The sequence below is a fragment of the Christiangramia sp. genome (genome assembly GCF_029937855.1).
Lineage (GTDB): Bacteria > Bacteroidota > Bacteroidia > Flavobacteriales > Flavobacteriaceae > Christiangramia.
In genome coordinates this window covers 73,823-92,053 of sequence record NZ_JAPYPC010000012.1, presented here as the reverse complement: position 1 = coordinate 92,053, position 18,231 = coordinate 73,823, and the positions used below count along the sequence as shown (strand labels likewise).

13 protein-coding genes are annotated in these 18,231 nt (G+C 36.5%); 8 read left to right on the top strand and 5 right to left on the bottom strand.

Annotated features, from left to right (window positions below; genetic code table 11):
* Positions 1 to 851 precede the first annotated feature (851 nt).
* Positions 852 to 1,487: an AraC family transcriptional regulator gene (locus tag Q1K34_RS08690; RefSeq protein WP_300437302.1), complete on the top strand. Its 636-nt coding sequence runs from the start codon at positions 852 to 854 to the stop codon at positions 1,485 to 1,487.
* Entirely contained in the window at positions 1,468 to 2,502 is a 1,035-nt protein-coding gene (locus Q1K34_RS08685) for an AraC family transcriptional regulator (RefSeq protein ID WP_300437299.1), read from the top strand. The genes Q1K34_RS08690 and Q1K34_RS08685 overlap by 20 nt, the downstream gene beginning before the upstream one ends.
* A gap of 422 nt (positions 2,503 to 2,924) precedes the next feature.
* On the opposite strand, the gene Q1K34_RS08680 is transcribed toward Q1K34_RS08685, so the two are convergent.
* Positions 2,925 to 3,779, bottom strand: coding sequence for a universal stress protein (locus Q1K34_RS08680; RefSeq protein ID WP_300437297.1), 855 nt, complete (start codon positions 3,777 to 3,779; stop codon positions 2,925 to 2,927).
* A 624-nt stretch (positions 3,780 to 4,403) separates the two neighbouring features.
* Between Q1K34_RS08680 and serA the strand changes: the two genes are divergently transcribed.
* Positions 4,404 to 6,296: a phosphoglycerate dehydrogenase gene (serA, locus tag Q1K34_RS08675; protein ID WP_300437294.1), complete on the top strand. Its 1,893-nt coding sequence runs from the start codon at positions 4,404 to 4,406 to the stop codon at positions 6,294 to 6,296.
* Between the two features lie 775 nt (positions 6,297 to 7,071).
* On the opposite strand, the gene Q1K34_RS08670 is transcribed toward serA, so the two are convergent.
* Positions 7,072 to 8,442 (bottom strand): TIGR00366 family protein, encoded by a 1,371-nt coding sequence (locus tag Q1K34_RS08670; protein ID WP_300437292.1) that lies wholly within the window; start codon positions 8,440 to 8,442, stop codon positions 7,072 to 7,074.
* Positions 8,443 to 8,791: 349 nt separating this feature from the next.
* Between Q1K34_RS08670 and Q1K34_RS08665 the strand changes: the two genes are divergently transcribed.
* The 3 genes from Q1K34_RS08665 (at position 8,792) to Q1K34_RS08655 (ending at position 11,577) form a co-directional block, all read left to right on the top strand.
* The gene (locus Q1K34_RS08665) at positions 8,792 to 9,349 is read left to right on the top strand and encodes a hypothetical protein (protein WP_300437290.1); all 558 of its coding nucleotides are present in this window, start codon (positions 8,792 to 8,794) and stop codon (positions 9,347 to 9,349) included.
* Positions 9,350 to 9,698: 349 nt separating this feature from the next.
* Positions 9,699 to 10,463, top strand: a complete 765-nt coding sequence (locus Q1K34_RS08660) for a LytTR family DNA-binding domain-containing protein (protein WP_300437287.1) — start codon at positions 9,699 to 9,701, stop codon at positions 10,461 to 10,463.
* A 1-nt stretch (position 10,464) separates the two neighbouring features.
* A complete protein-coding gene (locus tag Q1K34_RS08655) occupies positions 10,465 to 11,577 on the top strand; it encodes a sensor histidine kinase (protein ID WP_300437285.1) in 1,113 nt (370 codons plus the stop codon).
* A 41-nt stretch (positions 11,578 to 11,618) separates the two neighbouring features.
* Here Q1K34_RS08655 and cphA read toward each other — a convergent pair whose 3' ends face one another.
* Positions 11,619 to 14,279 (bottom strand): cyanophycin synthetase, encoded by a 2,661-nt coding sequence (gene cphA, locus Q1K34_RS08650; protein WP_300437283.1) that lies wholly within the window; start codon positions 14,277 to 14,279, stop codon positions 11,619 to 11,621.
* A gap of 89 nt (positions 14,280 to 14,368) precedes the next feature.
* Between cphA and Q1K34_RS08645 the strand changes: the two genes are divergently transcribed.
* Positions 14,369 to 15,229, top strand: coding sequence for a cyanophycinase (locus Q1K34_RS08645; protein ID WP_300437282.1), 861 nt, complete (start codon positions 14,369 to 14,371; stop codon positions 15,227 to 15,229).
* On the opposite strand, the gene Q1K34_RS08640 is transcribed toward Q1K34_RS08645, so the two are convergent.
* Complete coding sequence (locus Q1K34_RS08640; RefSeq protein WP_300437279.1) at positions 15,226 to 16,161, bottom strand: isoaspartyl peptidase/L-asparaginase; 936 nt, start codon at positions 16,159 to 16,161, stop codon at positions 15,226 to 15,228. The two genes, Q1K34_RS08645 and Q1K34_RS08640, sit on opposite strands and share 4 nt — an antisense overlap.
* A 459-nt stretch (positions 16,162 to 16,620) precedes the next feature.
* Here Q1K34_RS08640 and Q1K34_RS08635 point away from each other — a divergent pair, with 459 nt between their 5' ends.
* Positions 16,621 to 17,271, top strand: coding sequence for a hemolysin III family protein (locus Q1K34_RS08635; protein WP_300437276.1), 651 nt, complete (start codon positions 16,621 to 16,623; stop codon positions 17,269 to 17,271).
* A 150-nt stretch (positions 17,272 to 17,421) separates the two neighbouring features.
* On the opposite strand, the gene Q1K34_RS08630 is transcribed toward Q1K34_RS08635, so the two are convergent.
* Positions 17,422 to 17,979 (bottom strand): 2'-5' RNA ligase family protein, encoded by a 558-nt coding sequence (locus Q1K34_RS08630; protein WP_300437273.1) that lies wholly within the window; start codon positions 17,977 to 17,979, stop codon positions 17,422 to 17,424.
* Positions 17,980 to 18,231 lie beyond the last annotated feature (252 nt).

Genomic DNA, 18,231 nt, shown 5'->3' with positions numbered 1-18,231 from the left:
TTTAGCTCAAACAGCCTAAAATTTCACGGTGCTGACACTTCAAATTTTACGATAAATTTCCGATAGGCCGGGAAAATGGAGGCTCTTAAAATTATGTATTTAAATTTATGATTACTAATTTCAGGAATATGTCATTGGTAACTTGTTCCAGCATCTGATGAGGTATACTAAAAAACTGCAATTTCCTATGTCAGGTAATTTTTTTATCACTGTTATGAGGCTGGGGAAAGGATTTTCAGAATAGAAAACAAAAAAAGATATAGATTAAAAATAATGTCGTTTTATAACTATTAATAATAGACAAAATAGAAACTTCCCCTTTATTTTGGTTAAATTAATTAAAAACAATATTTATTTTAAAATTAATATAATCGCCACTTATGCTGGCATAGTAAGGACCAAAAAAAAAAATTATATGGGGGGGGAGAAATGACGATTCAATTGTTAAAGAAAACGTTAGGAGTGCCAGGGAAATCAATATCCAGGTTACAAATTTAGATGAATTAAACCAGGAATTAGCTAAAATATTTGGCAGTTCCAACCTTAAAAAAACCTTTTATATTATTCATATAGATTCAGGAATAGTAAAGGGTGAACTTCAAATAGCAGTTTTACAGGATGAGATAAATTTTTTAAAATTCAACTGGTTTGCCTTTAAAAAATTTAATTTTTCACCTAATATTTTTCCATTTGGCTTATTTCATTTTTTCTTTAGTTGCAAGGGTGATTTAAAAATCAGGGATGTAAAATCTAATCTTTTAATACCTCAATTACGATTGGGGGTATTACGGTCTTTTCAATCAGGTAAAACAGACCTGGAATTTAAATCTGGGAGAAAATATGAGTTCACGATGATCAATTTTCTCAGGAGGGCGAATAAGAAATCTCCTGGAAATTTTTCAGATACTTATTACCAGCTCTATGAGGAACTTACAGATGGAGGAGGTTTTTTCACCCATTTAAGTAATTACAATTTAAAATTAAATGATCTGCATAAAGAACTTGGAAATGTACCTAACCAGCCAGGTTTACGTATGCTTTATTTAAAGGCAAAATGCAATGAACTGGTGGTGGCCTATATTTCGCAACTGGAAAAAGACAGGGAGAAACCCTATAGCTCTGGCTTAACCAAAAACCAAATGGATGCTGTTTGGCAGGCAATAGACGTTATTAAGGACAATTTAACCGAAAATTATACAGTTCCTGAAATTGCCAAAATGGTATTTATGAGTCCATCCCAATTGCAATATTGTTTTAAAGCAATGTTTAACCAAACGGTTAATGAATATATCCTGAATACCCGCCTGGAACTTTCTAAGCAATTATTAGAAGACCCGGCATATTATATTTCTGATGTGGTGTATAAGATAGGCCTGACCAGCAAAAGTTATTTTTCAAAAATATTCAAGAACAAATATCATATTTCGCCATCCCATTACAGGCGCCAACATTTAAAACCTATCCAACATGAAAGTATTGAATATTAAATCGATTCCCATAGATAAAGTAATGCTGGAATTGGCAGATTTGTTAGAAGCGGAAATAATAGAGGATTGTAAGGAGTTTACCTTAAGTATCCCCAAACGTCTCGGTTCCGGTTACATAAGGGGTGTTGCTTTTGGAAACGGACTGGGATTTATAAATTATGCCTGTACCTTTAACGAGGATGTGGAAATTAATTTTATTAGGAATAGGGTGCATCCCCTGAAATTTATTTACACCCTGGACGGGATCTTAGTCCATCAGTTTGAAGAAACGGAAAAAGAACAGGATTTGGAGAAATTTCAGTATTGTGTACTTGCCAGCCAATCCAGTTTTGGTCATGTGATAAAATTCTCGAAGGACGAAACCTTGATGTTCAATAGTTTAGAGATAGACCGCCGAATATATTATTCACTGATGTCCTGTTCCATAGAAAAAATGGATGAGCAATTAAAGGATCTTTTTAAGGATGTTTTGGCTAAGGAGGCTTTTTATCATAAAGGCTATTATAGCCTCGAGATTGCAGATATATTTCAACAAATTGAAGATTTTGAAGGTAAGGAAGCATTCAGAAAAATCTTTTTGGAAAGTATAGTTCAACAAATGCTACTGCAGGAAGTCACTCAATTTGATATTGAGGTAAGCGGGGAAAATGCAAAGGTTCTGCTTAAAAAACACGAGATAAAGGCGATAGAAGAGGCTAACTTAATTATTATGAATGAGATTGCTAATTTGCCTACCATCAAAGAAATTTCTTATCGTGTGGGCTTAAATTCAAATAAGCTTCAGGACGGTTTTAGAAGAATGTATCAAACTACGGTAAACGGGCATGTAAAAGATAAAAGACTGGAAATGTCCAAAAAGCTTTTGAGCACGAGTAATCTTACTATAGCTGAAATTAGTGATCAGATTGGGATTACCAGTAAAAGCTATTTTTCCAAAATATTCAAGGAGACTTACAAGATGTCGCCAAATGAATTTAGGAAGAAGAATTCACATACAACCGATTGCAATAGATAACTAATATTCTCTGTATAAACAAGTATTATAAAACCGACTATACACAAGGCAAGCCTTTATTTTTTAAAGAACGAAGCTGAGATCCAGTATTTTACTAGTTCAAAATTTTTATTACCATCTATACCCTGGATTTATCAATTTTTGAATTGTGGTTCAAAAAACACAGTTTCAAACTTAGGTTGTTTATAGGAGTAACTTCTTAAATCTAAAAGCGAAGCGGTCTGGTTTTTTAACCGGACCTAAGCGTTTTAAAGAATATCTGTTTTATGTCCTAAGAATTTTTTATTACCCTGAATTTATGGGTCTTCGGAGAATCTTTCCGGGTCTCTATATGGCTTTATTTACTATTATAGGAGCTTCTGAAAGAAATTGCCAGAATGAGGTTATTTTTCAGTTTAGTATACTTTATAAATAAACCAATTTTATTTATTTGGAGTTTCTTTTAATATTAATACAGGCAGTTTAGGATCAAAAGCAATTTCACTTATCACCGATTTGGAGAATAACCGGGTGAAAAAGCCTTGCTTTCTCTGGTATAAAGCCAGAAAGTTGCTATCCCTGCTTTCTATAAATAAATGTACTCCTGTAGCAGGTGTGGTTTGGGTTAAGGTATGGAAACTGTGGTTTACATTTTTAAAAATTTGTTCCAGTTCTTCCTTATTTTTTAATTGCTCCTCGTTGAGTTTTCTGTTTTCGCTATTGATATATAAGACGCGAATAGAAGCCTCCATACTTTTCGAAAAATCAATAAGGGCGAGAAGTTCTTTTTCTTTAAAAGGAGTTCTAAGATTGGTAGGAAATACGATTTCTGCATTTATCTGCTCTTTCCAGGTATATAACTCTGGCACCACCAGGATAGGGCGTTGTTCAATATCTTCGGCGATTTTTGCAATATCTTCAGAGCTATTTATGTGAACCGAATCACCCTGAGCACCTAACATAATAAGATCTACTCTAAACTTATCTGCATTTTCCTGAATACCGTCTACTAAACTTCCCTGGAAAGAAATAGTTTCAAAGGAATGATTGGAATTTTCTTTTCTAAAACTAAGCCCCTGCATGATTCTTTCCAAGCCTTTTTCTGAAGCTTCTTTTGCGCTGGGCTGATTGTCCTCATTTTTAGACAAAGGAATAGCCTCGCTTAAAAATCTTTGGGAATGATAGACATTTATCAAATAGAAAGTACAGGAATATTTTTTATAAAGGTTCATCGCAAAGATGAGCGCATTCCAGGAATGCTTGGAGAAGTTGGTAGGGATCAGGATCTTTTTTTCCATAGGAAGATAATTGATGTTATAAATATACTAAGTCTGGCCGGTAACCAACTGCTTCTGCTAAAAACAATTTTGGGTTTCAATAAAAGTTTAAAGATTTAATAAATACATGAATCAAGTTAATGATTTAACCTATAGTGCTCTTTTTCACAAAACTCCGGATTATATTTTGACGTATATTTTAATGAATTTAAAAAAAAGGAGGTATGGATGAAGAAGTAAATGTTTTTAAAAAGATTTGTTCAATTATTAATTTTTAATCATTGAATTAGCCACAACAAGAGGCTGTCTAAAAAGTTGAGAAAACGTCATCCTGTCCCGAAAGCTTTCGTGACAGCTTGACGAAATAAATACTTTATAGACAGCCTCTTATTTATATCCATTTTTTTGCCACCAAAAGCAAGCTGAACTTCCTAAGAAAGATTCAGTAGAAAATTGAATTTATTTTACTTTCTGAGTTTTATTCAAAAAAAGGCCCTGGAATTCTCTATAATTCCCGAATTAAAAGTTTTAAAGGCTTTTATTGATGAATGCATAATTCTAATATTTTAGCCTCCATATAATCTTTTATTATGAAACAAAAAGCTTTAGTTTTACTTCTTTATTTTTAGAATATTCCAAAGCGATATGAGCAACCAAAAACATTTTGTGATTGATTTCGATAGTACCTTTACCCAGGTAGAGGCGCTGGATGTGCTTGGGGAAATCTCTCTGGCAAGTAATGCAAAGAAGGAAGAAAAACTCCAGGAATTAAAAGACCTTACAGATTTGGCTATGGGTGGCAAACTGGCTTTCCGGGAATCATTGGAAAAAAGGCTGGAGATTCTGGAAGCGAATAAAAGTGCGATCCCGGAACTGGTGGAAAATCTAAAGAAAAAAGTGTCTGTTTCCTTTGTGAGGAACGAAGAATTCTTCAAGGAACACCAGGATAGTATTTATATTATTTCAAACGGATTTAAAGAGATCATTGTTCCCATTGTAAAAGAACTGGGTGTTAAGGAAGAAAATGTCTATGCCAATACTTTTGTCTATGATGAAAGCGGAAATATTACCGGGTTTGATCAGGATAATGTTCTTTCTTCGAACAATGGAAAAGTAGAACTTCTGAAAAAAATGGGCCTTAAGGGTGATGTGTATGTTATTGGGGATGGTTATAATGATTATGAAATAAAAGCCGCTGGCCTGGCCAATAAATTTTATGCTTTTACTGAAAATATAGAACGTGATGATATTTTAGATAAAGCAGACCATATTACTCCCAGTCTTGATGAATTCCTATACCTTCATAAAATGAACAAAGCAATTTCTTACCCTAAGAACAGGATAAAAGTTTTATTACTGGAAAATGTACATGCAGATGCCGTGGCCATCATGAAAAATGAAGGTTATAATGTTTCCACAATTTCAGGAGCTTTAGATGAAGATGAATTAGCAGAAAAAATTAAGGATGTTTCTGTACTGGGAATCAGGTCTAAAACGAACCTTACTGCGAAAGTGCTGGAGAATGCCAACAGGCTCATCGCTGTGGGCGCTTTTTGTATTGGCACCAATCAAATAGATCTGGAAGCCTGCCTTAAAAAGGGAGTGGCTGTTTTTAATGCACCCTTCAGTAATACCAGAAGTGTGGTAGAACTTGCTATTGGTGAAATCATCTTATTAATGCGGAACCTCCCAGACCGAATCGCCGAAATGCACAAGGGGGAATGGAATAAATCTGCCAAAGGAAGCTATGAAATAAGAGGTAAAAAACTTGGAATTGTTGGTTACGGTAATATAGGCGCACAACTTTCGGTAGTTGCTGAAGCTATTGGCTTTGATGTATATTATTACGATCTGGTAGAAAAACTAGCTCTTGGAAATGCTACAAAATGTCACAGCCTTCAGGAATTATTTGAAAAGGCAGACATCGTAACCTTACATGTAGACGGAAGGAAGGAGAATAAAAATATGATTGGCGATAAGGAATTCAGTTGGATGAAGGAAGGATCTATTTTTCTGAATCTCGCCAGGGGGCAGGTGGTAGATGTCGATGCATTAAGAAAGCATATGGAAGCCGGAAGGATTAGAGGCGCTGGTGTAGACGTTTTTCCGAAGGAGCCAAAAACAAATAATGATGAGTTTCAATCTACTTTAAGGGGTTTGCCAAACCTAATCCTTACTCCGCATATTGGAGGAAGTACAGAAGAAGCCCAGGAGAATATTGGGAATTTTGTTCCCGGAAAGATCATCAACTATATCAATACCGGCGGAACCACAAATTCTGTGAATTTCCCAAACCTGCAATTGCCAATTTTAGAAAATGCACACAGGCTTATACATATTCACCATAATAAACCGGGGATCATTGCTCATATCAATAAGATCTTAGCCGCACATGATATTAACATTGTGGGGCAGTACCTTAAAACAAATGAAACGGTGGGATATGTGATTACAGATATAGATAAGGCCTATGATGCTGAGGTGATCAAAGAATTAAAGGGAATTCAGGGAACCATTAGATTCAGGGTATTGTATTAGGATCAATTTTAACCTTAAATTCCCGACGGCTCTGCTTCGGGGTTTCTGCCTCACCTTTTCCCTGGGAGAGATCGGTTCTGCTTTTTCGCAGTTCGCGGTGAGTTTTTGGTCGGGTGGCTGAAATAAAACCTGAGAAATACCAGGAAATTTGTTGTCCTACCCTAAATATGCATGTTTAGCAGTTGAAATGCATTTTGGAGCTCAATTAGATTAATAGCCAGAAAAGAATTAAAGGCTTCATTCTGAAATGAAATCACAGCCTCTATTTTTTTTATCAGCAATTTTCACTTTTTATTAACTATAAAAATGGATTTCTATGCTTAAATTTATAGAGTAATTATTGGTTAAACAATAGTTGCGAGGGCTAACTGGAAAATGGTTTAAATATTCTAGTTAGCCTTTTTTTATGCTTCCCTTTGAATAAACAAAGTATTCACAAATAATCTAATCGACCTTACCTAAAATAATTTCAGATGTCTCAAAAAGTCAATAGATTGATTTTCAATTCATTATAGGTACTGAAACAAGTGAGGAGATCCTAATTTCAGTTATAGATCAAGTTTGGAGATCCATTTAAATTCAGTGGCAGATAAAAAATTTAAAGAACGAACCTGAACCCATTATTTTCAATAGTTCGAAGCATTTTACTATTATCTATACCCAGCTTTTAAAAATTTTTGAATTATAGTATTATGTGAAAAACAGAATTTCCAACTTCTTTTGTTTATCAGTTCGTTAAATTCAAGTCTAACTTCTTTAACCGCACATGAATAATTTAAATTATTAAAAGCCCCGTAATATAGACCAACATCCCTACAAGCATTAGAATTAAAGTATATGGGAGGATTTCCCGTGCTTTTAATTTTGTAATCGCCAGTAAGGGCAACGCCCAAAATGGTTGTAGCATGTTTGTGATCTGATCTCCGTACGCAAAAGCCATAATAGCTTTATTGAGAGGTACCCCCAATTTTAAAGCGCTTTCTAATACAATGGGCCCCTGTACAGCCCACTGGCCACCTCCGCTAGGCACGAAAATATTTACCAGGCCGGCACTAAAGAACGTATAGATGGGTAAACTAACCTCGGTTGCTATAGAAGAAAAGAAACCGGCTATATCGCCCACTATTCCTGTTTCCCGCATAATCCCCATAATTCCAAAGTATAATGGGAACTGTATTAAGATGGCCGCGGCGCCAGGAATTGCTTCATCCAGGGCATTTAAGAAAGACACAAAGGAGCCATGGAGCAGGATACAAAGTGCCAGCATACCAAAATTTAGCATATTGGGAGTTAGGTTAGCATTTAATAGATTAGCACCATAACTTGCTAAAAAAGCAGCCATCAGTAAGATCCCAAATACCAGGCTGAGGTATTTTGAATGGTCGAGTTTCTCAGCTCCTTCAGGAAGTAAGCTTTTTTTCCTGGTTTTTGTAGGTGGAAGTTCAACATTGGAAACACTGGTTTTTTTGCTAATAACCCAGAGCACCAGGGGAACGAGAAGAAGTAAAATTCCGAAGAGGATAAGATTCCAGTCTGCAAAAATAGTAGTTGCGGTAGGGATATTATCGGGTAAACTGCTTAGGATATTTTGACTGGCTTTTCCCGCAAAAAGATCAGCTATATGTCCATTTTCAGCAGCTTTTAAGGGGGCGCTGCCGCTAATTCCTCCATGCCATACCATAAGGCCCACATAACCAGAAGCCCCTACTAAAGGATAATTGATTTTAAAATCTCTGTCCCTGGCTGCTTCTCCAACTTTTCTGGCCATAATTGCACCGAAAATCAATCCCAGGCCCCAGTTAAAAAAGGCTACGAGCATGGTGGAAACCGAAACCATGATCACCGCACTGGCATTATCTTTAACCAGGCCGGTTAATTTTTGCGTCAGCCAGGATACCGGTTTACTTAGCACAAGTACATGCCCCAGTACCAGGATCAACATCATTTGAACCGCAAAAACAAGCAAAGCCGGATCCCACATTCCTTCCTGCCAGTACCTTAGTATCTGAACCATGGATTTAGCATCTGAACTGCCAGTAAATAAAAAAGCGATCGCGATGGTAAATAAACTTAAAAGCACCGCTAATGTGAAGGGGGCAGGGATCAATCTTTTAAAAGCTGATTCTATAAATTGTGTGGTACTCATCCAGGTTTCGGGAAAATGTGTTAAGAATTCAAAATTCTATGGGAAGATAAAAAAACCTTTCAAAATGCTTGCGGTAAATTAGAATTGCAAGCTGATTGCTATAGATCGTTGATTTTAAGCGGTGAAGTACTATTAGAAGTTGGCGAATGTCCAGCGCCGGCAAAAACATGCTTTTTAGCCCCCTGATCTTTATTTAACGCTCTTATTATATACCTCGATACTATTGTTGAGCCATCTGGATCATTTTACAATAATGAAGGGAGATCTCCTGTAATTTAGTGCTATAATTATTTCATTAATCAATTGATTGACAGGTAAAAAATCATTATTCATTTAAAACACATTCATCATGAAAACATTAATTTTTTCTTTATTGCTAATTGCAGTAGGTATTGTAGGACAGGCACAGGAACAAAAAATTACCCTGGAAGAAGCTAAAGTAGGCTTTGCGCCGCTCGATGTTAAAATCACACAAATTGGAGACAGTTTCTCCTACACCGTAGAGGAGGAATACACTGGAGAATTTTCCAGCAATCCTATCGCGTTTATGAAGGCTAATTTCAATATACATAATTTCATTGCCGAAATTGGGGAGGGAGCACACAATTCTTATCTCTTAACTTTTACAAGTGGTAAAGGATATTTATCAGCCGACTTTAATCATAAAGGTGAACTGGTTGGAACATATCAAAAGTTTAAAGACATTGTTTTACCCCTTGATGTGAGAAGGGAATTGTATATGGCTAATAAAGGCTGGACAATGACTTCAAATAAATATATCGCTTCGGGAAGGGGAGATTTGATTGAAAAAGAAGTTTATAAAATAAAACTTGACAACGGCAATCAAAAACGTTCAGTTAAGATCGATCCAAGATCGGTTGCAGGAAGTTCGGTAGCAGTAAATTAGTTAGTTTGAATTATCAATTTAGTTGTTGAGTTTTATACAGGGCTATCAAAATATCAATTTTGATAGCCTTTTATTGGTAAGAAAAAACTATCGAGTTGGTGAAATTTTTAATTATATACGTTCTGTATGCTGAAAAATATTTGATTACCCTGAATTTAGCTGACTCCGCCGAATCATGATCTTAATAGGAATTTGATTTATATTAAAATGAGTTTCTGAAACAAGATTAGAATAACGATTTTTTCAGTTTAGGATATTCTATAGATAAACAGAAGATGATGAAAAATATAAAATTTTAAGAATAATGTTCAAATAGTTTTAAATTAGGTGTTAAATACATGTCATAAATATGAAGGCGCTTATAATTGACGATGAGGAACTGGCCCGGAAGAGGGTTTTAAATCTGCTGGAAGAAGTAGAGGCAATTGAAGTGATAGGGGAGTGTTCCAACGGGCGTACCGCAATTGAAAGAATAAATACCGATAAGCCAGATCTCATCTTCCTCGATATCAATATGAAAGATATGAATGGTTTTGAAGTGCTGAAGCATATCGAAATTTCACCCAAACCTATTGTGATTTTTGTGACTGCCTATGATAATTATGCCTTAAAGGCCTTTGATGTGGAGGCGGTAGATTTTTTATTAAAACCTTTTAAAGATCAGCGATTTTTTAAAACCATTGGCAAAGTGTTAGAAACTACAAAAACAGAAGCTAATATTAATTTTGAGAAACGTCTGATTGAATTTTTTCATGAATATTCCAGGGGTGCGCTTCGGCTTAACTCTGTAGCCAAAATACCGGTAAAGCAGGGCAATAAGACGGCCCTGGTAGATCCTAAACATATTTTATATATACAGGCTTCCGGATATTATGCCGAGATTTATGTAGACTCGAAAAAATACGTACTCAGGGAGTCTTTAAACAATCTTGCTGAAATTCTGGACAGTAATATTTTTGTAAGAATACACAGGTCAACCATTGCGAACCTCAATTATGTAAAAGAGATTATACATTCAGATTATTCTGAAATTGATGCTAAAATGACTGATGGGAAATTATTACATATCAGTAAAACCCACAAAAAGGAATTTCTGGAAAAAATAGGTATTTAAGATGAGCCTTTCAAGCCTTAAAAAAAAATATATAGATTTTAAGCTGGTATTATTACTGGCTGGTTTTTATTTGTTATTTGACCTTGTACTGATTGTAAAGGTGGCTTATATGCGAACCTATATGCAGGTAAATGAACGAGTTGAAAATTTTAGCTGGTCGGAGTTTTTAGTACACAATCTTCTTTTTGATTACGTGATTGTGGTAAGTTATATGACGCTTATAGCTATTAGCACCAAGCGATTTCTAAATAAAAACTATCCCTGGGTTAAGATCATTTCTATTCATACACTTTTTTCAATCTTAATCGGGCTTATTATCCGTTTAATTTTTGATTTCTATTCTATTGTAGCAGGGAGAATTGATATAGCAGATTTCAATCTTCGAAAGAGTATCAACGCTTTTATATATGTTATAGATCTTAATTTCCTCATCTATTTTGCGATGATCTTTATTATTTATACCTATTATTATCTCAAACAGATAAAAGAGGCCGAGAAGCGACACTCAAAGCTGGAATCACAATTAGTGAATACAAGGATGAAAATGCTTTCTTCCCAATTACAACCGCATTTTCTCTTTAATACGCTTAATTCTATTGCGGTTTTAACCGATATGGATGCTAATAAGGCTAAGGACACCATTGCAGATCTAAGCGATTTTTTAAGGGAGATCTTATACAATAGTGATCGTAACAGGATTAGCCTTGATGAAGAACTGAGAATACTGGAATATTATCTAAATATAGTAAATGTCCGTTTCTCAGATCATCTTAGAATTAATAAACATATAGATGAATCTTTACTGCTGAAAAAAGTACCTGCAATGCTCCTCCAGCCTATTATAGAGAATTCTATAAAACATGGGTATTCATACGATCATACAAATCTCAAAATTGATGTTTCTGTTTATCAGGAAGATAATATGCTGGCGATAAAGGTTGAAAATAATGGAACGGCAGTATCGCAGACCCATACGCAATTGATGCAAAAAGGAGTGGGCCTAAAAAATATCAATGACCGCTTACATAATCTTTATAAAAATAAATATTTCTTTGAGATACGAAATAAAAAAGATGGCAAGGGCGTTGAGACTATTATTAAAATTCCTGAATAAAATTTTAGAATCTTTTTGCCCTTGTCATTTTACATGCTACTTTAATTGATGCCTAATTTTATGAAGTTGTTATAATGCAACTCTCCTTTTTCTTCTTTCCGTTTAAGCTCTTTCAAAATTTTTACTGAATCTGTCACAGAATCACTACACAACACCACTAGTGAATTTTCTTTCGCATTTTGCACGGCATATCTTATTGCCTGGGTTTCTGAAGGGACAAGGGTGATCAGCTTTTTGGGATCTTTCTTGTTGATTCCATTTCGAAGCAGATTTGTGAGATCTTCAGAAGATTTCCCTCTTAGATCCCGATCATTGCGAATAATAATTTCATCAAACATTTCAGCGGCGATCATTCCAATATCTTCTGTATCTTTTTCCAGACGATCTCCTATCCCGGCAATAATTCCTACTTTGTAACTGAAATCCAGCGAATCTGTAAAATTTTGCAGTGCTCTCATTCCGGCAGGATTATGGGCATAATCCAGTAAAAAACTGAACTTTTTAAAATCAAAGAAATTTAATCTACCTGGAGTTTGTATATCTGAAGGAACAAAACTTTCCAGGGCAGCTTTTATATTCTCTTTACTAAATCCACTAATGTGTGCACTAAGAACTGCCGGCAGGACGTTTTGAATCATGAATCGCGCCTTCCCTCCAAAAGTAAGAGGAATATTTTCCACTGTTGCCACTCTCATCTTCCAGATTCCGGAAGTAATTGTCACATAAGCATTTTCTAAAATGGCAGTAAGACCGCCTTCTTCCTGAAAACGCTTGATTCGCGGATTATTTTCATCGAGGGAAAACAGGGCGATTTTACAATCTAAGTTGGATCGCATATCGTAAACCAGATCGTCATCAGCATTTAATATCGCATAGCCATCGTTTTTTACCGTTTCCGGAATCACCGATTTTACCCGCGCCAGCTGGTCAAGGTTATTAATTCCGTTTAACCCCAGGTGATCACCTTTAACATTGGTAACAATCCCAATATCGCAGGTCTGGAAAGCAAGCCCCGCTCGAAGCAGTCCGCCCCGGGCACATTCAAGTACTGCAAAATTTACGGTGGGATCCCTTAAAACCAATTCTGTACTTACCGGGCCCGTACAATCCCCTTTCTGAATCATATTATTCTGAATATACACCCCATCAGAAGTGGTATATCCTACCATTTTCCCGCTTAACTTTGCGATATGGGCAATGAGCCTGGTAGTGGTAGTTTTCCCATTGGTGCCGGTCACGGCTATTATTGGGATTTTTCCTGTATTTTTTTTATCCGGAAAAAGGGAATCCAACACGGGCGCTGCTACATTTCTAGGCAGTCCCTCGGTAGGCGAGAGGTGCATTCTAAAACCAGGCCCTGCATTTACTTCAATAACGCAACCGCCGGTTTCTTCTATAGGTTTACTTATGTCGTGGGCGATAATATCAATTCCGCAGATATCAAGATCTATGAGCCTAGCGATCCTTTCCGCCATAAATATATTAGAGGGATGTACAATATCGGTAACATCTGTTGCAGTTCCACCGGTACTGAGATTTGCGGTGTCTTTTAGGATCAGCTTTTCATTTTCAGGAAGAATGGTTTGTAAATTGTAACCTCTCTTTTCCATAAGCTGAAGGCTTATCTTATCTACTTCAATTTTTGTAAGTACATTTTCATGGCCATAACCCCGTCTTGGATCCTGGTTTTCTTTTTGGATCAATTCTTCAATGTTAGATTTTCCATCCCCGGTAATCTTTGCAGGGGAACGTTTTGCAGCCGCGATAAATTTGTAATTCACTACGAGCATACGGTAATCGGCTCCCGAAATATGGTTTTCCACAATTACTTTATGGGAAATTTCTTTAGCATGGTTAAATGCTTCCCGGGCCTGTTCGATATTTTTTATTGCAGAAGTAATTCCCCGCCCGTGGTTTCCGTCGATGGGTTTAATCGCCACAGGATATCCAATAAAATCGCAGGCTTGTTCTAATTCAGCAACATCGGTAATTATTTCACCATCCGGAACCTTTACGGCAGCCTTGCGGAGAAGGAATTTTGTTTCTGCTTTGTCACAGGCAATATCAACACCAATCATGCTTGTATTGCTGGTCACCGTCGCCTGAATTCTGCGTTGGTTTGCTCCATGACCTAATTGGCATAACGAGCTATCGTTGAGACGCATCCAGGGTATTCCCCGTGCTTCTGCTTCAGTAATAATAGATTCTGTACTGGGGCCTAATCGGTTGTCATTTCTTAATTTTCGGAGAATATTGATGTCATTTTCAATATCATAGTTATCATTTCCGGCAATAAGAGTTTCACATATTTTCACTGCTGCTTTTGCGGCATATCGTCCCGCAGTTTCCTCTACATAAGAGAAAACAACATGGTAAACTCCTTTCTCACCGTACCCACGGGTTCGGCCGAAGCCAACATCCATGCCCGCTAAAGTTTGAATTTCAAGTGCAATGTGTTCAATGACGTGTCCCATCCAGGTGCCTTCATCAAGGCGCATTAAAAAACCCCCAGGCCTGCCTTTAGAACAATAATGTTCTTCCAGACCGGGAAGCAGATTCTTTAAACGCTGATTAAAACCGGTAATTTTATTGGAGGGGAAATACTCCATTTTTTCCAGGTCCAGGACCATAACGATAAGCTTATGTCGTTTTATAGACCAGTAATTTGGTCCACGCATGGTGGTGATTTCTTTGATTTTCATCCGTAATGGTTAATTGATTTAGAATGGTTTAAATAAAATTAGCCTTTTTGAATGAACAACTGTATTTTAGTATTCTAAAAATTGCGTTAATGAATTCTAAAGGAATTTTAATTCCCATCGGCGGAAATGAAAAAAAAGGTTTAAGAACCGGTGAAAAATTTAATACAGAAGATATTGATGCCAGTATTCTTTCCCGTGTAGTGGTGGAAAGTGGTGGAGTAGAGGCGAGGATTGTGGTAATCCCAACTGCTTCCAGTATTCCCGATACCGTAAGTGAAAATTATATTCAGGCTTTTTCTAAGCTGGGGTGTGAAAATATAGAAGTTGCAGATATAAGGAAAAGAGAAGATTGCGAGAATCCCCAATATATAAAGCTTATAAAGGAGGCAGATTGTGTTATGTTTTCAGGAGGAAATCAGTCTGAGATTATTAATAAGATTAAAGACTCCATTATTCATAAAATATTAATAGATCGTTATCAGAACAGTTCACTGGTGATTGCAGGGACCAGTGCGGGTGCCATGTGCATGTCTGAAGAAATGATTACCGGGGGGCGGCATAAAGAAAATTTTGTGAAGGGTGCGGTAGGTATGAGTAAAGGTATGGGCTTTCTTCCAAACGTCGTGATAGATTCTCATTTTATAAGACGTGGACGTTTTGGTAGATTGGCCGAAGCTGTCGCCCGCTTTCCCCATTTAATTGGGATTGGATTGGCAGAGGATACAGGCCTGGTGATCAAGGAATGTAACAGGGTTGAAATTGTTGGTTCTGCGATGGTAATTATTTTTGATCCCGGGGAACTCGAATTCAATACCGAGGCTAATGTGAAAAACGGGGAGCGCATGTCCCTTACCAATTTAAAAACCCATATCCTGGCGGAAGGCGATTCCTTTAATATTGAAAAGCACCAGGTAAGGATACTTCGGGTAGCTCCTCTTGAAAAGAACTAATCTTCATAAATAGCCACTCTGTTTTCTCCTTCTGAGTTCCGAATGCCGCGATACATGCCTTCGGTATTAAATGGCATGCTTATATTGCCTTTAGCATCCACGGCAATCAGGCCGCCGTCACCATTTATTTTAGGTAACCTGGAATGGATTACCTCATTCGCTGCTTCTTCAAGACTGAAATTTTTATATTCCATCAGGCAGGAAACATCATAGGCAACCACGCCACGAATAAAATATTCCCCACTGCCGGTGCAACTAACCGCACAGGTTTTATTATTGGCATAGATCCCGGCACCAATTAAAGGGGTATCACCAATTCTTCCCCAGTTTTTATTGGTCATTCCCCCGGTTGAGGTCGCTGCGGCAACATTCCCCTCCTGGTCACAGGCTACTGCTCCCACGGTGCCGAATTTAGACTTTTTATATTCACTGTGATCCAGTTGAAAAAGATCGGTATCTTTTATTTCCTGCCACTGCTGGTAACGAAATTCATCATAGAAATATTCCTCTTTTTTGAGCTTAAAATCCTGGGTTTTTGCAAATTCCATGGCACCGGACCCGGCAAGAAAAACATGCGGACTTTTTTCCATCACGGTTCTTGAAAGTGAGATAGGATTTTTGATTCCGCTAACAAGACTAACGGCACCGGCATCCATTTGTTTTCCACACATGATAGCGGCGTCCATCTCGTGATCACCTTTGGCCGTAAAAACACTACCTTTCCCAGCGTTGAATAAGGGAGAATTCTCCAGTACAATTACTGCCTGCTCCACCGCATCCAGAGCGCTACCTTTCTTTTCGAGTATTAAATAAGCTTTATCCATTGCTTCCTTTAAGGTAGCCCGATATGCTTTTTCCTTTTCTTCGGTCATCTGTCCTTTTATCAAGGTACCGGCGCCGCCGTGAATTGCTATGGAAAACCTGGAAGACATGTTCAGATAAATTTTAAAATTTCAGATTTGTTCTGGAAAACTATTGAAAAGATACTAAGAAATTGAATGCGTTAACTTTTTGCTTTTCATAAGAGCAGGTTAATTTTTTCATTCCGAAAACTAAATCATAATGAATATCCCTGGTTTTATTATGATACTTCAGAAATATTATAAACTTTAGCCATAGGGAAATATTTATAATCCTTACTTGCAAAATCTTCCAGGCCAGTTGGAAATTGCTGCGTTTAAATCCCCAATAGCATTTTTAACGAAATAACACTTTTATTAATTTTCGAATTGATCCAGTTCATTTTGAAACATTTCTGCTCTCGCTCTTTTCCGATTAAAATTCCGAAGATTTTTAAATCGTATTCATCTTCCTAATTAGCTTGAAATTATATATTGTTCTATTGTATTTAATATTATTTTCAATTAGATTAAATTTTCTTTTAATTGGTTATGGGTAAGTTCAGGAAACCTAAATATTATTCGTCCCGGGAGGAGAAACTTAATATACTATCACATGGAATAGGATTCGTTTTAAGCCTGGTGGCGCTGTTACTGTTAATCCTTAAAGCCAATGAATTAGGGGAAGCCAAACATCTGGTGAGCTTTGTAATTTTTGGAGCCAGTATGGTGTTGGTGTATGCCGCTTCCACATTTTACCACAGTGCCAAAACGCACAGGTTAAGAATAAGATTGAACATTCTGGATCATGCGGCCATTTATATTCTTATTGCCGGTACTTATACACCTTTTGCCCTGGTTACCCTGGAAGGAATAACAGGATGGACGATTTTATGGATCGTTTGGAGTATGGCCCTTGTAGGGGTGATTCTCAAACTGTTCTATGCAGGCCGGTACCAGTTAATCTCCACCATTATGTATGTAGCTATGGGATGGCTTATTATTTTTGCTATAAATCCGCTTATTGAAAATTTATCAACCGGAGGGCTATGGTGGTTATTTGCGGGTGGTATTTCTTATACACTCGGCGCCATACTTTTTATGCAGAATAAAATACCTTATAATCATGCTATTTTTCACATTTTCGTCTTACTTGGTACTGTCTCTCACTTTGTGAGTATTTATTTCTATATACTTTCTTGAGCTCGTATTTGCTACGGCTAATTTTTCCAAAAAGATTAGAATGATTAGGGTCGGAATTTATATGTTCTGGTAGTTTTTATATATAATTGGATGGGTAGTTTTTTGAAAATTGCCTATTTAAGAAGTATAATTTCAAATGTGAAGAAGTCATTATTGTTGTATGCTGAATTTATTTATAGAATCCCAGGTTTTGCCATTATGTTTAAACAATACCAACTGATCAAAAATAAAAGAATTTTTATATTCCCTTATCTCAAAATCTTCCCATACCGGTTGGAAATTGCTGCGCTTTAAGTCCCGAACAGCAATAGTAACATGCGGATGTATCTTAGAAGAAATTTCGTGACTTTTTAGCGGAATAAACGATCGTATCATTTCTGTTAATTTCGAATGAAGCTTTATCACCGGATCGTGATTTTTTATTTTGATGAAAATGACACTTTTATCGAATTTCCCAAATCCATCCAGGTTGATTGGAAAGGGATGTGTAACATTCGAAAAAATATGAAGTTTGCTTATTAATTCCTGCTCTTGTTCTTTAGAAATTCTAAAAGGAATTTGAATGGTAATATGGGCAGGCAGTTTTAAAGCATGTTTTATATCATGATCTTCCCTTATCTTTTCTTTAAAACCTTCTATTTCTTTTCTAATGCCCAGGGGAGGTAAAATGGCAATAAAATATAAAGGATGTTGTTTGCTTAAATTCAAAATGCTTATTTCTATAATAGAATCAGTGGTATCGGATAAAAAATTTTAATGAAAGAACCTGAACCCAGTATTTTCAATAGCTACAAACTTTTTACTATTATCCAGACCCTGATTTTACAAATTTTTGAATTGTGCCATTCTTTGAAAAAACAATTTTAAACTTACTTTGTTTATGAGTTAGTTATGTCCAGGTCTAACTTCTAATATCTAAAAGCGAAGCGGTCCAGGTTCTTAGCCGGACATGAGTGTAAT

Coding starts and splice junctions, on each gene's coding strand:
- Q1K34_RS08690 (WP_300437302.1), top strand. CDS start 852: ATGATCAATTTTCTCAGGAGGGCGAATAAGAAATCTCCTGGAAATTTT.
- Q1K34_RS08685 (WP_300437299.1), top strand. CDS start 1,468: ATGAAAGTATTGAATATTAAATCGATTCCCATAGATAAAGTAATGCTG.
- Q1K34_RS08680 (WP_300437297.1), bottom strand. CDS start 3,779: ATGGAAAAAAAGATCCTGATCCCTACCAACTTCTCCAAGCATTCCTGG.
- serA (WP_300437294.1), top strand. CDS start 4,404: ATGAGCAACCAAAAACATTTTGTGATTGATTTCGATAGTACCTTTACC.
- Q1K34_RS08670 (WP_300437292.1), bottom strand. CDS start 8,442: ATGAGTACCACACAATTTATAGAATCAGCTTTTAAAAGATTGATCCCT.
- Q1K34_RS08665 (WP_300437290.1), top strand. CDS start 8,792: ATGAAAACATTAATTTTTTCTTTATTGCTAATTGCAGTAGGTATTGTA.
- Q1K34_RS08660 (WP_300437287.1), top strand. CDS start 9,699: ATGAAGGCGCTTATAATTGACGATGAGGAACTGGCCCGGAAGAGGGTT.
- Q1K34_RS08655 (WP_300437285.1), top strand. CDS start 10,465: ATGAGCCTTTCAAGCCTTAAAAAAAAATATATAGATTTTAAGCTGGTA.
- cphA (WP_300437283.1), bottom strand. CDS start 14,279: ATGAAAATCAAAGAAATCACCACCATGCGTGGACCAAATTACTGGTCT.
- Q1K34_RS08645 (WP_300437282.1), top strand. CDS start 14,369: ATGAATTCTAAAGGAATTTTAATTCCCATCGGCGGAAATGAAAAAAAA.
- Q1K34_RS08640 (WP_300437279.1), bottom strand. CDS start 16,161: ATGTCTTCCAGGTTTTCCATAGCAATTCACGGCGGCGCCGGTACCTTG.
- Q1K34_RS08635 (WP_300437276.1), top strand. CDS start 16,621: ATGGGTAAGTTCAGGAAACCTAAATATTATTCGTCCCGGGAGGAGAAA.